At 58.1% G+C, this 14,414-nt stretch carries 14 protein-coding genes and 1 tRNA gene; 4 read left to right on the forward strand and 11 right to left on the reverse strand.

Going from position 1 to position 14,414, the window contains the following annotated elements; translation table 11 throughout:
- Positions 1-190: 190 nt before the first annotated feature.
- A tRNA-Val gene (locus tag F617_RS0108040) sits at positions 191-265 on the reverse strand.
- Positions 266-346: 81 nt separating this feature from the next.
- A complete protein-coding gene (cpdR, locus tag F617_RS0108045; protein WP_003497910.1) occupies positions 347-709 on the reverse strand; it encodes a cell cycle two-component system response regulator CpdR in 363 nt (120 codons plus the stop codon).
- Positions 710-890: 181 nt separating this feature from the next.
- Here cpdR and F617_RS0108050 point away from each other — a divergent pair, with 181 nt between their 5' ends.
- Complete coding sequence (locus F617_RS0108050) at positions 891-1,775, forward strand: N-formylglutamate amidohydrolase (RefSeq protein WP_019564984.1); 885 nt, start codon at positions 891-893, stop codon at positions 1,773-1,775.
- Between the two features lie 319 nt (positions 1,776-2,094).
- Positions 2,095-2,871, forward strand: coding sequence for a histidinol-phosphatase (gene hisN / locus F617_RS0108055; protein WP_019564985.1), 777 nt, complete (start codon positions 2,095-2,097; stop codon positions 2,869-2,871).
- A gap of 53 nt (positions 2,872-2,924) precedes the next feature.
- Here hisN and F617_RS0108060 read toward each other — a convergent pair whose 3' ends face one another.
- The gene (locus F617_RS0108060) at positions 2,925-3,866 is read right to left on the reverse strand and encodes an alpha/beta fold hydrolase (RefSeq protein ID WP_019564986.1); all 942 of its coding nucleotides are present in this window, start codon (positions 3,864-3,866) and stop codon (positions 2,925-2,927) included.
- Positions 3,867-4,251: 385 nt separating this feature from the next.
- On the opposite strand from F617_RS0108060, the gene hspL reads away from it, so the two are divergent.
- A complete protein-coding gene (gene hspL / locus F617_RS0108070; protein ID WP_019564988.1) occupies positions 4,252-4,734 on the forward strand; it encodes a heat shock protein HspL in 483 nt (160 codons plus the stop codon).
- Between the two features lie 66 nt (positions 4,735-4,800).
- Here the strand turns inward: hspL and F617_RS0108075 are convergent, their stop codons facing one another.
- On the reverse strand, positions 4,801-5,820 hold the full coding sequence (locus tag F617_RS0108075) for a bile acid:sodium symporter family protein (RefSeq protein ID WP_019564989.1): 1,020 nt from the start codon (positions 5,818-5,820) through the stop codon (positions 4,801-4,803).
- A 99-nt stretch (positions 5,821-5,919) separates the two neighbouring features.
- Here F617_RS0108075 and F617_RS0108080 point away from each other — a divergent pair, with 99 nt between their 5' ends.
- The gene (locus tag F617_RS0108080) at positions 5,920-6,780 is read left to right on the forward strand and encodes a LysR substrate-binding domain-containing protein (protein WP_003511576.1); all 861 of its coding nucleotides are present in this window, start codon (positions 5,920-5,922) and stop codon (positions 6,778-6,780) included.
- Between the two features lie 18 nt (positions 6,781-6,798).
- Here the strand turns inward: F617_RS0108080 and glpK are convergent, their stop codons facing one another.
- From glpK to F617_RS0108115, 7 genes are all read right to left on the reverse strand, one after another.
- Positions 6,799-8,298, reverse strand: coding sequence for a glycerol kinase GlpK (glpK, locus tag F617_RS0108085; RefSeq protein ID WP_019564990.1), 1,500 nt, complete (start codon positions 8,296-8,298; stop codon positions 6,799-6,801).
- Between the two features lie 69 nt (positions 8,299-8,367).
- Positions 8,368-10,089 carry an ABC transporter substrate-binding protein gene (locus F617_RS0108090; RefSeq protein WP_003511579.1) on the reverse strand — a complete coding sequence of 574 codons (1,722 nt, stop codon included), beginning with the start codon at positions 10,087-10,089 and terminating at the stop codon, positions 8,368-8,370.
- Between the two features lie 76 nt (positions 10,090-10,165).
- Positions 10,166-10,459: a DUF2160 domain-containing protein gene (locus F617_RS0108095; RefSeq protein WP_003511580.1), complete on the reverse strand. Its 294-nt coding sequence runs from the start codon at positions 10,457-10,459 to the stop codon at positions 10,166-10,168.
- 1 nt (position 10,460) lies between these two features.
- The gene (locus F617_RS0108100; RefSeq protein ID WP_019564991.1) at positions 10,461-11,384 is read right to left on the reverse strand and encodes a carbohydrate ABC transporter permease; all 924 of its coding nucleotides are present in this window, start codon (positions 11,382-11,384) and stop codon (positions 10,461-10,463) included.
- Between the two features lie 3 nt (positions 11,385-11,387).
- Positions 11,388-12,254, reverse strand: a complete 867-nt coding sequence (locus tag F617_RS0108105; RefSeq protein ID WP_003511582.1) for a carbohydrate ABC transporter permease — start codon at positions 12,252-12,254, stop codon at positions 11,388-11,390.
- Between the two features lie 2 nt (positions 12,255-12,256).
- The gene (locus F617_RS0108110) at positions 12,257-13,327 is read right to left on the reverse strand and encodes an ABC transporter ATP-binding protein (protein ID WP_013761936.1); all 1,071 of its coding nucleotides are present in this window, start codon (positions 13,325-13,327) and stop codon (positions 12,257-12,259) included.
- A gap of 13 nt (positions 13,328-13,340) precedes the next feature.
- Complete coding sequence (locus tag F617_RS0108115) at positions 13,341-14,411, reverse strand: ABC transporter ATP-binding protein (RefSeq protein WP_013761937.1); 1,071 nt, start codon at positions 14,409-14,411, stop codon at positions 13,341-13,343.
- Between the last annotated feature and the right edge of the window lie 3 nt (positions 14,412-14,414).

A 14,414-nucleotide genomic window follows, 5' to 3' on the forward strand; every position in this document is an offset into this window, starting at 1 on the left:
AAGGCCGCAAAGTCCTCCTGCCGATCCTCTTTGCCCTAGTTGGAGTGGTATTTATGATGGCGCCGCAGCGGGTTCCTGTGATGGGACCGTTGACGCATACTCCATAGGGGACAGGTTCGATTGACACTGGGGCCACTATGCAAAAAGGCCCTGCGATTTCTCGCAAGGCCTTGATATTTAAGAATTCGGATGGTGGGCGTGACAGGGATTGAACCTGTGACCCCTACGATGTCAACGTAGTGCTCTCCCGCTGAGCTACACGCCCTCCGTGGCGGCGGATAGACCACAAAACCGGTTCATGCGTCAACTGCTTTTTTTCGGTTTTGTGAAGGTTTTTTGAGACCCCTTACGCCACAAGGAGTTTGTTGACCTCATCCACCAGATCGCGAAGATGGAACGGCTTGGAAAGCACCTTGGCATCCTTTGGAGCCTTCGAATCGGCGTTCAGCGCGACGGCCGCAAAGCCGGTGATGAACATGACTTTCAGGTCGGGGTCGAGTTCAGTCGCGCGCCGCGCCAACTCGATGCCATCCATTTCGGGCATGACGATATCTGTCAGCAACAGCGAGAAAGGCTCTTCGCGAAGCCGGTCGTAAGCGCTTGCGCCATTATCGAAGGAAGAAACCTTGTAACCGGCTTTTTCCAGCGCCTTGACGAGAAAGCGGCGCATATCGTTATCGTCTTCAGCGAGAAGAATTTTCTGATTCATCATAAGTGACCGTAACTGCTCAATGTTTGAGATACCCTAGCCCGATTATAGGATTTTCACGGTAAATATCATGTGAACACAAGAATCGGTATAGCGCTGCATGGTCGATAGTATGGACTTGCCGCACCGTAACTGGCAACATGAACATCCTGATAGTTTACGACATGGTAAATGGCACTGAATGGACTGGATAACGGGTGAATACGAGCTGTTCGAAGTAACGGAACCTGCCGTTCAAACCCTGCCATTCGTCTATAATTCACCCCATAGCGGTCGCTGTTACCCCATCTCCTTTCTGGAATCGGCACGGCTTGATTCGCACGAGATCCGGCGCTCGGAAGATCACTTCGTTGACGAGCTGTTCGCCGCTGCGCCCGACATCGGTGCGCCGCTGCTGAAAGCCAATTTTCCCCGCGCGTATCTCGACGTCAATCGCGAGCCCTACGAGCTTGATCCGCGCATGTTCGAAGGCGCTCTGCCTCCCTATGCCAATATCGGCTCCATGCGGGTCGCCGGCGGCCTGGGAACGGTACCCCGTATCGTCGCCGAGAATATGGACATCTATGCCCACCGCCTGCCGGTGGACGAGGCGCTGTCACGGATCGAGACGATTTACAAACCCTACCACGCCTGCCTGCGCCGGCTGCTGTCACGCACCCACGCCAATTTCGGCATGGCGGTACTGATCGATTGCCATTCGATGCCGGGCAATATCCGCGTTGCCGGCTCGAACCTGCGGCCGGATGTCATTATAGGCGATCGCTACGGCACCAGTGCTTCCCAGGAGGTCTCCCGCGCCGCTCTGCATTTTCTTGAAGAACTGGGTTTCGTTGCGGTCTGCAACAAGCCCTATGCCGGCGGCTTCATCACGGAACATTACGGCCGACCGATCCGCTCTCTTCACGCGCTCCAGATCGAGGTCAATCGGGCGCTGTACGTCGATGAAAAAACGCTTTCGAAGAAAGCAGATTTTCCAGCCATTCAGGCATCGCTTGAAATCTTCATGCGCCAGCTCGGCGCTTTCGTTTCGGAATACGCGATCGAAACCTCGCTCGCCGCCGAATAACACATCAAATTCCAGGATATTTCAGATCCCTGTTCCAGACCGCCTGGCCACGCGCGGGCAAAAAAAACCGCGCCTTGGCGCGGTCAAGTCTAGGGAGGAAACACCCAAGGAGGGTATTTACAGTCAAAGACTGCAAGGTCACGCTACGCATTATATGCACAATTGTCAATCATTTTATTTTATGCACTTTTTTTAGGCTTATGCTGAAAATTTGGAATCGGCCGTGCCTGCATCCGTACGTGTGGACGGCGGGTGCAATTCCGGTCTATGCATTTCGCCATACAATTCAGGCCCAATAATTCAGGCAATGAGGTTTCGCATGCTGCCCGACCGGGATTTCTTCTTCAAACTTGCCGAAGCCGCCAGCGCTGAAACGCTTCCCCGCTTCCGCACAGGCATTGCCGTCACCAACAAGGAGGACGGCGGCTATGACCCGGTGACGGAAGGCGATCAGGCAGCAGAAAGCGCCATTCGCGCCCTCATCGAGGCACGTTTCCCGCAACACGGCATTCTTGGTGAAGAACACGGCAATGTCGGTCTCGATCGCGAACATATCTGGGTTATCGATCCGATTGACGGCACACGCGCCTTCATTTCCGGCGTGCCGGTCTGGGGCACGCTGATCGGCTTCCAGTCGGCCGGCCGCGCTTCGATGGGCATCATGGACCAGCCCTTCACGAAAGAGCGTTATTTCGCCGACGGCGAGGCCGCATGGTATTTCGGGCCGGATGGTGAGCGCAAGATCCGCACGCGCGAATGCGCTTCGCTATCGGATGCTGTGCTGTTCACCACGACACCCCATATCTTCACGGCGGAAGAAAAGCCCCTTTACGACAAGGTGCAGGATCAGGTGCGCCTTTTCCGTTATGGCGTGGATTGTTACGCCTATTGCCTGCTTGCCGCCGGCCATGTCGATCTGGTGATCGAATCGGGCCTGAAGCCCTATGATGTCGGCGCGCTCATTGCGGTGATTGAACAGGCGGGTGGCATCATCACCACCTGGGATGGGGGTCGTCCGGAAAATGGCGGCCGCATTCTGGCAGCCGGTTCCAAAGCCGTGCACGAACAGGCGCTCGCCATTCTTTCAAAACTGTAGATGGTGCGACTGACGGGGATGGCGCAAACCGCGCCATCCCCATCATCGCCGCGTCATTCCGGCGCGAAAAAGGCGTCGATGGCCGCCAGCGACTGTTTGCGGAAAACGTCGCGCTCATGCAGCAATTCATGGCGAGCACCGGTTATGGGAAGAAGCTGCGCCGCGCGGAAGTTGCGCGAGAGTTCCTCCTGCGCCTTATAGGGTGTGATCGTATCCAGCATCGGCGCAAGAATGAGGGTGGGAATGGTTATGTCCGTCAGATGGTCCTGACGGGTCACGCGACCCATTGTTTTCAGCGCTTCATAAACCCATCGCGCTGTCGGTGCGCCGATGAAGAGTTCCGGAAATTGCCGATGCAGCGCAAGATTTCTGGCAAAACGTCTGGCGTCAGAGGTCAGCGGGTTGCCATCGAAATCCCGTTCGCGCTGATCCCTGCCGAGCTGAAGCTTTCCAAGACCCAACAGGCTTAAAGCGGTCGCGACCAGCCGGATGACGGACGAAGGAACGGATTGCTGGCTGTCCAGCTCGATAAAGGGCGAGCAAAGCGCCAGACGGTCGATCCTGTTCGACAGGCCGGGTGCTGCGGCCAGTGCTGCAAGTGCGCCGGTTGAATGGGCGATCATGAAGAATGGCAGCCGGGTATCCGGCAGCACCACCTGTTCGAGAAACAAACTTATGTCGCGCTTGTAGTCGGAAAAACGTCGTACATGCCCGGCGCCTGGCTTCTTCAGCAGCCGTTCGGAACCGCCCTGCCCACGCGTATCGAAGGTCGCGACCCAGAATCCCATGGCCGTCAGATCGCTGACGGTCTCGAAATATTTCTCGATACATTCGTTGCGACCATGCAGCAGAACCACAGTTCCGCGCGCAATGTGTCGGCTGGCGCGGAAGATCGCGTATCGAAGCTGTTTGCCGCCGTGGCCGGTGAAATAACCGGCGGTATGGTTGCCGGGAACCGGGTTGTCTTCGCTCTCGCGCAATGTGGCTTCGATCATCGGTCTTTTCCGGCTTCTCTGCCTTTTCGGGATAGGTCGGCGGCGGCGGAAGGTCAAAGAAAAAATTGCCGGAACCGTCGGTTAAAGCAGTCGCGGTTCCGGCGAATAGGGCAGAAGAAGAAGGGACGTTATTGCTTCTGCCACGGAGCATGTCTCCGATGACGGATATTTATGGCTCTCAAACTGAACGATGCTGGAACCGGATGTTCAGCGATGGTTCATCTTGTTGTCGCCCTTTCCGCTTTAAAGCGCCCCCTTGACGGAGCGCCAAGCCATTCCCATCTCATTCATGCGGCAGCCAGAACGGGGCCGCGCCATATGTCCGGCCGTCGCCAGAACGGGACGCCGGATCAACCGCAAACAGTCGCTTCATAAGGAGGACACCATGCGTCACGTCGATTTTTCCCCCCTCTATCGCTCCACCGTCGGTTTCGATCGTCTTTTTTCGATGCTCGACGGCCTCGGCCAGCCCGAACAGGCCCAGTCCTATCCGCCCTATAACATCGAGCGGACGGGTGAAAACGCCTATCGTATAACCATGGCGGTTGCAGGTTTCGATGAAACGGAACTCAGCATAGAATCCCGTGCCAATACGCTGACGGTGAAAGCCGAGAAGGCTGCAGATGAGAAGTCGTCTGAAGGCGAGTTCCTGTATCGCGGCATTGCCACGCGCGCTTTCGAACGCCGCTTCCAGATGGCCGATCATGTCGAAGTCCAGACCGCTTCCCTGAAGAATGGCCTGCTTCACATCGATCTCGTCCGCAATATTCCGGAAGCCATGAAACCGCGCCGTATCGCGATCTCCTCCGACAGCGCAGATGCGCCGAAGACGATCGAAGCACAGATCACGCCGGCCCAGGTCAACTAAGCCGATCCGGATATCAAACGAACGGCCTCGTTAAGGGGCCGTTTTTGTTTGCCGAAAATTCATCCCTCAGCGGGTGGATACTGCCGCGCCTTCCGCAGCGACAGTTTCCGTTATCGCTGCTTTTTCATGGGCCTTGCGGGCATAACGCTGGGCCAGCACTGCGCAGACCATCAGCTGAATCTGATGGAAGAGCATGATTGGCAATACGATTGCGCCGATGCTCTGGCCGGCGAAGATCGCTCCTGCCATGGGCACGCCGCTGGCAAGGCTCTTCTTCGACCCGCAGAAGGTGATGGTGATTTCATCCGCCTTGTCGAAACCGAGCGCCCGGCTGCCGAACATCGTCACGCAGAGAACAAGCGCCAGAAGAACGATATTGATGCCGATGACAACGCCGATATCGCGCACGGAAAACGTCTGCCATATGCCTTCGATAACTGCTTCGGAGAAGGCAAGATAGACCACCATCAGGATGGAACCGCGATCGACCGGCGACAGCAATTTCTTGCGTGCCCTGATCCAGTCACCGATCCACGGCTGCAGCACCTGGCCGGCGAGGAAGGGCAAGAGCAGTTGCAGGAAGATTTGCAGGAACGCATCCAGCGAAAATCCACCACCATGGCCACCGACCGTGAACAGCAGCCCGACCAGCAGCGGCGTCAGCACCATACCGAAAATATTCGAGGCGGAGGCTGAACAGATCGCGGCAGGCACGTTTCCGCCTGCCATGGATGTGAAGGCGATGGACGATTGCACCGTCGACGGCAGGACGCAGAGAAACAGCACACCCATATAAAGCGGTGCCGGCAGAATGCTCTCGGGAATGAAACCGATCGCCACGCCCAGCAATGGGAAAAGGCCGAAGGTGACGAGAAGGATCGCCATGTGCAGGCGCCAGTGCAAGATACCCGCAATCACCACATCCCGCGACAGCCGCGCGCCGTGGAGAAAAAACAGCAATGCGATTGCCAGTTTCGTGGCAAGCCCGAAATACACCGCTGGCTGTCCGCTGATCGGCAAAAGGGAAGCCAGCATCACGGTGGCCACCAGCATCATGGTGAAACGGTCGGGCAGGAAGCGGGTCATGGGAGGTCTTTCCGACATCGGTTTTGCTTGAAATATCCCATACTATCGCTCATCATGAATTCGGATGCAAAGACTAACAGTTATCACGATATGAGATAAATGCTGAACCTTCAACATCTTGCCAGCTTCGTGATGCTTCAGCAAACCGGCAGCTTCACGCTGGCTGCCGAGCGGCTGGGCATCGGCCAATCCACCGTCAGCCAGCATATTCAGCGGCTTGAGGCGGCACTTGGCCGTCGGTTGATTGCGCGCAGCACCCATCAGGTGAAGCTGACGGGCGAAGGCGAGGCGCTGCTCGGTTATGCCCGCAATATGCTGGAGATCGACAGCAGGGTTTCATCGCTGTTCAGCGAAAACCGCCTGCGCGGGCGCTTAAGGCTCGGCGTTTCCGAGGATTTCGTCGCCAGCCGGCTCACCGCCATTCTGGAAGAATTCATCCGCCTCTATCCCTTGGTCGATCTGGAGCTGACGGTGTCGCTGAGCGGCGTGCTTTACCAGATGCAGGATAATGGCGAGTTGGACGTCGTGCTCGCGAAACGTCGACTCGGTGATAAGCTCGGCCACTTCCTGTACCGCGAACCTCTGGTATGGCTCGCGCGTGACCCGGAGCGAATGCTGAGCCAACCGGACGCCCTGCCGTTGATCGCCTTTCCGCCGCCAAGCATTACTCGAAAGGCGGCACAGGAAGCGCTGGATCGGGCAGGTCTCGCGTGGCGGATCGTCTGCACCTGTGGCAGCCTTAGCGGACTGACCGCTGCCGCAAGAGCGGGCATGGGCATCCTCGTGCAACCGCGCAGCATGGCGCCAGCCGGCCTCAGGGAGATTGCGGCTGATGTGCTGCCGGCGCTTGAAGACGTGGAATTCGTGCTTCAGCCAAGTAAGGGCGCGGACACAAAACTGGTGCGCGCCCTTTCCGATCTGGTATCCAGCAAGAGCATCGCACCGGGCAGTTTTGCGTAAAAAAGACGCTTGCTTGCGTCAATCTTCCCGTTTCGAGAGGCAGCGGCCAACACTATCACGCCACCCCGCGATGGCGCTCTCACGCTCCGTCTCATCCATATCTGGCAGAAAACGGCGATCCCGTTTCCAATGGGCGGCAAAGGCCTCCCGGTCCGGCCAGATGCCGGCGCGCGATGCTGCGAGCCATGCCGCACCGAGAATGGTGGTTTCCAGAAATACCGGCCGGTCAACCGGTGCAGCGAGAATGTCCGCCAGCCGCTGCATGGTCCAATCCGAGGCAACCATGCCGCCATCGACCCGGAGCACCGTCTTGCCATTGTCGCCCGCCCAGTCGTTGCGCATGGCGTCCAGAAGATCGAAAGTCTGATAGGCGACGCTTTCGAGTGCCGCGCGGGCGAACTCTGCAGGGCCGGTGCCGCGCGTCAGGCCGAAAATCGCGCCCCGCGCTTCGGCATCCCAATAGGGCGCGCCAAGGCCGGTGAAGGCCGGCACGAGATAAACCCGCTGCTTGGGATCAGCCTTTTCGGCAAGCGCGCTGACTTCAGACGCGACCGATATGAAACCGAGCTCGTCACGCAGCCATTGCACGGCGGCGCCGGCAATGAAGATCGAGCCTTCGAGTGCATAGGTCGTCACGCCATCGAGGCGATAGGCAATGGTCGTCAGCAACCGGTTTGTCGAGGCGACCCGGTCGGTGCCGGTATTGAGAAGCGCAAAGCAGCCGGTGCCATAGGTCGATTTCATCATGCCGGGTTCGAAGCAGGCGTTACCGATAACGGCAGCCTGCTGATCACCGGCGACGCCGAGGATCGGAATTTCCGCACCCAGAAGCGCCTTGTCCGTTACGCCGAAATCGGCAGCGCAATCAAGCACCTCCGGCAGCATGGCGCGGGGAATGTCGAGGATGGACAGCAATTCGTCATCCCAGGCATTGTCCTCGATATTGTAGATCAGCGTTCGCGAGGCATTGGTGGCGTCGGTCACATGGCGGCGACCGCCGGTGAGGCGATAGATCAGGAAACTGTCAACCGTGCCGAAGCAGATTTCGCCCTTCACGGCTTTTTCGCGAAGGCCGCTGACGCTGTCGAGAAGCCATTTCAGCTTCGTGCCGGAAAAGTAGGGGTCGAGCAGCAGACCGGTCTTTTTCGAAAAGAGCGGCTCCAGCCCCCTTCGTTTCAGATCCTCGCAAATTGGTGCAGCACGGCGATCCTGCCAGACAACGGCCCGATGCACGGCCTCACCCGTATTACGGTCCCACAGCACGGTCGTTTCGCGCTGGTTGGTGATGCCGATCGCCTCGATATCGGAAGCGGAGATACCGGCATCGGCAAGCGCCAGCCGGATTGTTTCAAGCACGCTCTTCCAGATATCCTCGGCGTCGTGTTCGACCCAGCCGGAGGCCGGGAAATGCTGCGGAAATTCTCGCTGGCCGACACCGATGACCCGCATGTCGCGATCAAAGACCATCGACCTTGTCGATGTCGTCCCCTGATCGATCGCCAGAATATAACCGCCCATTATGTCACTCCCTTTCAAACGCAATGACGGGGCGGCAAAGCCGCCCCGGTTTAAGATTTCACGCAGACATTACTTCTGCCAGCTTTTGACCAGCTCGTCGTAATTGACGGTGACCGGCTTTTCCTTTTCGTTGGCAATCTTCAGCTGCGGTGCCAGATTGCCCTTCGAAACGGCGTCCTTGTTCCAGTAGTCGATATCGTGTTCTTCCGCCAGTTTTGGGCCGATATCGCCCTGCACACCGGCGCGCTCGATACGGGCCATGACTTTTTCCTGCTCGGCGCAGAGCGAGTCCATTGCGGCTTGAGCGGTTTTGGCACCCGAAGATGCATCGCCAATTGCCTGCCACCAGAGCTGCGCCAGCTTCGGATAGTCAGGCACGTTGGTGCCGGTTGGCGACCATTGCACGCGAGCGGGCGAGCGATAGAACTCGATCAGACCACCAAGCTTGGCGGCCCGGTCCGTGAAGCTCTTGTGATGGATGGTGGTATCGCGAATGAAGGTCAGACCAACATGGCTCTTCTTCACATCCACGGTCTTGGAAGTTACGAACTGCGCATAAAGCCATGCGGCCTTGGCGCGATCGTCAGGGGTGGATTTCATCAGCGTCCACGAACCCACGTCCTGATAACCGAGCTTCATGCCGTCCTTCCAGTAGACGCCATGCGGGGAAGGTGCGACGCGCCATTTCGGCGAACCGTCCTCGTTCACGACAGGCAGGCCGGGCTTGGCCATATCTGCAGTGAAGGCTGTGTACCAGAAGATCTGCTGGGCAATGTTACCCTGCGCCGGCACCGGACCGGATTCGGAGAAGGTCATGCCCTGCGCTTCTGGCGGCGCAAATTTCTTCAGCCATTCGAGATATTTCTCGATGGAATAGACCGACGCCGGACCGTTGGTATCGCCGCCGCGTGCCACGCACGAGCCGACCGGCTGCGACTTGTCGTTGACCTTGATGCCCCATTCATCGACAGGCAGGCCGTTTGGCAGGCCCTTGTCGCCGTTGCCGGCCATGGAAAGCCAGGCATCGGTGAAGCGCCAGCCAAGCGACGGGTCCTTCTTGCCATAGTCCATATGGCCGAAGACCTTCTTGCCGCCGACATCACGGCCGGTGAAGAATTCGGCAATATCCTCATAAGCCGACCAGTTTACGGGCACACCAAGGTCGTAGCCGTATTTGGCCTTGAAATCGGCCTTGTTCTTGTCGTCGTTGAACCAGTCGTAGCGGAACCAGTACAGGTTCGCGAATTGCTGGTCGGGAAGCTGGTAGAGCTTCTTGTCCGGTGCCGTCGTAAAGGCGCTGCCGATGAAGTCCTTGAGATCCAGGCCGGGATTGGTGACGTCCTTGCCCTCATTGGCCATGAAATCCGTGAGGTTGCGCACCTGCTGGTAACGCCAATGCGTGCCGATGAGGTCGCTGTCATTCACCCAACCGTCATAGAGGTTCTGGCCGGTCTGCATCTGGGTCTGAATCTTTTCGACGACGTCACCTTCCTGGATGATGTCGTGCGTGACCTTGATGCCGGTAATAGCGGTAAACGCCGGAGCCAGGACCTTCGATTCATATTCATGTGTTGTCAGGGATTCGGAAACGACCTTGATGTCCATGCCAGCAAAAGGTTTCGCGGCATCGATAAACCATTGCAGTTCCTTTTCCTGATCTGCACGCGAAAGCGACGACATATCGCCGATTTCCTTGTCCAGAAATTGCTTTGCCTCCTCCATTCCGGCGAAAGCGGAACCTGTCATTGCCAGCAGCATGGCTGCCGTCGTCGTCATCAGATGCCGTCGCATATCAGTCCTCCCAAGGGTTGCGATTGCACGAAGTCTGCCGGGTGCGGTTTTCCTCCGCCGCACCGTTCTTCCTGCTCTAGACGAAACGGAAAACGCCAATTGCGTAAACCGCCGACAGAGCGAGAGCCCACCACAGGTTCGGGCCGACCAGCCCGAGCCATGCAAGATGAATGAAAGCGCTGCCGAGCAGCGAAATGAATAACCTGTCGCCACGCGTTGTCTCGAAACGCAGCAGGCCGAAGCGGGGGTTGCCGCCGGGCGAGAGCTGTTCCCAGAACCACATCCCAACCAGCAACACGGCGATGGCACCGAAAAACGCGGCCGTCTGCCAGGTCCATGCCATCCAGGTGAAATCGGGCATCTTCGTCATGTCAAACCCTCCCCAGCGCAAAGCCCTTGGCGATGTAATTGCGAACAAACCAGATCACCAGCGCACCGGGTATGAGTGTCAGCACGCCGGCGGCGGCAAGCAGGCCCCAGTCCATGCCGGCGGCAGAAACGGTTCTCGTCATGGTCGCGGCGATCGGCTTGGCGTCGGTCGTCGTCAGCGTGCGGGCGATCAGAAGCTCGACCCACGAGAACATGAAGCTGAAGAAACAGGCGACACCGATGCCGGAGGCAATGAGCGGCATGAAAATCTTCACGAAGAATTTCGGGAAGGAATAGCCGTCAATATAGGCGGTCTCGTCGATTTCCTTCGGCACACCCGACATGAAACCTTCGAGAATCCACACCGCCAGCGGCACGTTGAACAGGCAATGCGCCAGCGCCACGGCAATATGCGTGTCGATCAGCCCGAAAGCGGAATAGAGCTGGAAGAAGGGCAGCGCGAAGACGGCAGGTGGCGCCATGCGGTTGGTCAAAAGCCAGAAGAACAGGTGCTTGTCGCCCAGGAAGCGGTAACGCGAGAAGGCATAGGCCGCCGGGAGTGCCGCCGAGACCGAGATCACCATGTTCATGACGACGTAGATGATCGAGTTGATGTAACCCGAATACCAGGATGAATCCGTGAAGATCGTCCGATAATTCTGCAACGTCGGCTGGTGCGGATAAAGCGTCATCGACGAGACGATTTCCGTGTTCGTCTTGAAGCTCATATTGATAAGCCAGTAGATCGGCACGAGCAGCAGGATGATGTAGATCGTCGGCACCAGCCAGGAAAAGCGCGATGGCCCGTGGCGGCGGCGCGATCGCGAATTCGAAGCAAGGCCTGATATTCTCGCCGAACTGGCTCTTACCGGTGGATTGCCGATACCGTTGAGTTCCACGCTTGTGGTGACATCAGAGGCGCTCATGTCTCAAGTCTCCGCGTCGTGGCTGGTCATCACGGTGTAGAACACCCAGGACAACAGCAGGATGATGAGGAAGTAGATCAGCGACATGGCGGCCGCGGGACCCAGATCGAACTGGCCGAGCGCTACCTTGACGAGATCGATGGACAGGAAGGTGGTGGAATTTCCGGGGCCGCCGCCGGTGACGACGAAAGGCTCGGTGTAGATCATGAAGCTGTCCATGAAGCGCAGCAGGAATGCGATCAGCAGCACCCGCTTCATCTTCGGCAACTGAATGAACCGGAAAACCGCAAAACGCGATGCGCCATCGATCCTTGCTGCCTGATAATAGGCATCCGGAATGGAGACGAGGCTGGCGTAGCAAAGGAGGACGACGAGGCTTGTCCAGTGCCACACATCCATGATGACGACGGTGATCCATGCGTCGACGGGATCATTGACGTAGTTGTAATCAAGCCCAAGCTGATTGGCGTAATAACCCAGCAACCCGATATCGCTGCGACCGAACACCTGCCAGATCGTGCCTACCACATTCCATGGCACCAAAAGCGGCAGCGCCATGGTGACGAGGCAGACCGGCACGCCGATGCCGGATTTGGGCATCTTGAGCGCGATGAATATGCCGAGCGGAATTTCAATCGCCAATATGATGCCGGAAAATACCAGATTGCGTCCGAGCGCGTTCCAGAAACGGTCGGAGCCAAGAATTTCCTGAAACCATTGGGTTCCCGCCCAGAAGAACTGGTTGTTGCCGAAGGTATCCTGCACCGAATAGTTCACGACCGTCATCAGCGGGATGACGGCGGAAAAGGCGACCAGCACCAGAACCGGCAGCACCATGAACCACGCTTTGTTGTTCCAGGTCTTTTCCATGGTCAGGCCCCCATCTTCACACGCCAGGAATCGGCAAAGACACCGATAGCGGCCGGATCGAAGCGAACACCCGCTTCTGCCGGAATGTCCTCCTCCTCCGGAACGACAATCGCAAGCTTTTGGCCGGCGAACCGGGCGCGAACGATCTTTTGCCGGCCGATATCCTCGACCTTGTCGACGGTGATGGGCATGCCACCCCGCTCCAGCCGAACGAATTCCGGGCGGATGCCGATTTCGATCCGCTTCGATCCATCCACCACCGGCACGCCGGCAAGCGGAACGCCAAGGCCGCCGACAACCGCCGTTGCGCCATCGATGCTGGCAGGCATCACATTCATGCCGGGCGAACCGATGAAGTAACCGACGAACGTATGTCCCGGGCGTTCGAAAAGCTCGGCGGGTGTGCCGATCTGGACGATCTGTCCGTCATACATGACCACCACCTTGTCGGCGAAAGTCAGCGCTTCGGTCTGGTCGTGCGTGACGTAGACCATGGTGAAACCGGACTGGCGGTGGAGGCGCTTCAACTGCGAGCGCAGCACCCATTTCATATGCGGATCGATCACCGTCAGCGGCTCGTCGAAGAGGATGGCATTGACGTCGGATCGCACCAACCCGCGCGCCAGCGAAATTTTCTGCTTCTGGTCCGCCGTAAGTCCGCGCGCGTGGCGTTTGGCCATGCCGGAAAGATCGGTCATCTCGAGAATTTCCCGCACACGGCGGTCGACTTCGGCTTCCGGCACTTGCCGGTTGCGCAGCGGAAAAGCCAGATTGTCATAGACTGTCATCGTGTCGTAAACGACCGGGAACTGGAATACCTGGGCGATGTTGCGATCTTCGGTGGAAAGATCGGTGACATCCGTTCCGTCAAAGGCGATGCGGCCTTCCGAGGGGCGCAGCAAGCCGGAAATGATGTTGAGCAACGTGGTCTTGCCGCAGCCGGAAGGGCCAAGCAGCGCATAGGCACCGCCATCCTCCCATTCGTGATGAACTTCCTTCAGGGCATAATCACCTGCCGCCTGCGCCTTGGCGTTGTAAGCGTGGCGAATATGATCGAGCGTGATGCGTGCCATGATCGATCTCCCCTTAAGCCGCTTCGCCGATGGCGTGGCCGTGCGTATCGAAAGCCATCAGGTGCCGCGTATCGAGAAACAGTTCGATCTCCGTGTCCGGCTCGATGTCGTGAATGCCCTGCGCCAGCATCACCCAACGCTGGCCTGAAAATTCCACATGTACGAAGCTTTCCGATCCGGCGATCTCCGAGATCAGTGTCCGCGCCCGGATGGATTGCGCCGCCTGTCCCTTTTGCTGGGGGAAAAGATGATGTGGCTGGAAGGCAATGGTCACTGGACCGTCAGGCATGGCAGCAAGATGCGCCGGCACCGGCACAACCGCATGGTCGGCGCGCGTGAAGGCGCCGCCCGTCTTGATGACCTCGATGGTGTTGAGTGGCGGATCGGCAAATATTTTCGCGGTTACTATATCCACCGGACGCCTGTAAACTTCGATCGTGCGGCTGAATTGCGTTACCTTGCCCTCGTTCAGCGTCGCGGTATTGCCACCAAGCAGCAGAGCTTCGGAGGGTTCCGTCGTGGCGTAAACAAAGATCGCACCGGATTCGGCAAAGATGCGCGGCAATTCCTCACGCAACTCCTCACGCAGCTTGTAATCGAGATTTGCGAGCGGCTCGTCGAGGAGCACCAGATTGGCGTTTTTGACGATGGCGCGGGCAAGTGCCGTGCGTTGTTGCTGGCCACCGGAGAGGTTGAGAGGCGTACGATCGAGATAGGGCGTCAGCCTCAGAAGCTCGGCGGCCTTCCTCACCTCCCTGTCGATCGTTGCCTTGTCCTTGCCGGCAACGCGCATCGGCGAGGCGATGTTTTCATAAACGCTGAGCGCCGGATAATTGATGAACTGCTGATAGACCATGGCGACGTTGCGCTTCTGAACCGGCCAGCCCGTCACGTCCTCCCCATTAAAGAGAATCGTACCGCCACTTGGCTTGTCCAGCCCGGCCATCAGCCGCATGAGTGTCGTCTTGCCCGAAAGTGTCGGTCCAAGCAGGACGTTCAGGCTTCCGCGCTGCAACGTCAGATCGGTCGGGTGAATATGATATTCACCGCCGGCCATCTTCGAGACGTTTCGCAATTCAAGCATGGT

It is taken from the genome of Agrobacterium sp. 10MFCol1.1 (assembly GCF_000381165.1).
GTDB classification, from domain to species: Bacteria; Pseudomonadota; Alphaproteobacteria; order Rhizobiales; family Rhizobiaceae; genus Agrobacterium; species Agrobacterium tumefaciens.

What these genes read in the sequence shown, in the direction of transcription:
- cpdR (WP_003497910.1), bottom strand. Translation starts at nt 709, where the DNA reads ATGAATCAGAAAATTCTTCTCGCTGAAGACGATAACGATATGCGCCGC.
- hisN (WP_019564985.1), top strand. Translation starts at nt 2,095, where the DNA reads ATGCTGCCCGACCGGGATTTCTTCTTCAAACTTGCCGAAGCCGCCAGC.
- F617_RS0108110 (WP_013761936.1), bottom strand. Translation starts at nt 13,327, where the DNA reads ATGGCACGCATCACGCTCGATCATATTCGCCACGCTTACAACGCCAAG.
- F617_RS0108090 (WP_003511579.1), bottom strand. Translation starts at nt 10,089, where the DNA reads ATGCGACGGCATCTGATGACGACGACGGCAGCCATGCTGCTGGCAATG.
- F617_RS0108100 (WP_019564991.1), bottom strand. Translation starts at nt 11,384, where the DNA reads ATGAGCGCCTCTGATGTCACCACAAGCGTGGAACTCAACGGTATCGGC.
- F617_RS0108095 (WP_003511580.1), bottom strand. Translation starts at nt 10,459, where the DNA reads ATGACGAAGATGCCCGATTTCACCTGGATGGCATGGACCTGGCAGACG.
- F617_RS0108075 (WP_019564989.1), bottom strand. Translation starts at nt 5,820, where the DNA reads ATGACCCGCTTCCTGCCCGACCGTTTCACCATGATGCTGGTGGCCACC.
- F617_RS0108105 (WP_003511582.1), bottom strand. Translation starts at nt 12,254, where the DNA reads ATGGAAAAGACCTGGAACAACAAAGCGTGGTTCATGGTGCTGCCGGTT.
- glpK (WP_019564990.1), bottom strand. Translation starts at nt 8,298, where the DNA reads ATGGGCGGTTATATTCTGGCGATCGATCAGGGGACGACATCGACAAGG.
- F617_RS0108050 (WP_019564984.1), top strand. Translation starts at nt 891, where the DNA reads ATGGACTGGATAACGGGTGAATACGAGCTGTTCGAAGTAACGGAACCT.
- F617_RS0108060 (WP_019564986.1), bottom strand. Translation starts at nt 3,866, where the DNA reads ATGATCGAAGCCACATTGCGCGAGAGCGAAGACAACCCGGTTCCCGGC.
- F617_RS0108115 (WP_013761937.1), bottom strand. Translation starts at nt 14,411, where the DNA reads ATGCTTGAATTGCGAAACGTCTCGAAGATGGCCGGCGGTGAATATCAT.
- hspL (WP_019564988.1), top strand. Translation starts at nt 4,252, where the DNA reads ATGCGTCACGTCGATTTTTCCCCCCTCTATCGCTCCACCGTCGGTTTC.
- F617_RS0108080 (WP_003511576.1), top strand. Translation starts at nt 5,920, where the DNA reads ATGCTGAACCTTCAACATCTTGCCAGCTTCGTGATGCTTCAGCAAACC.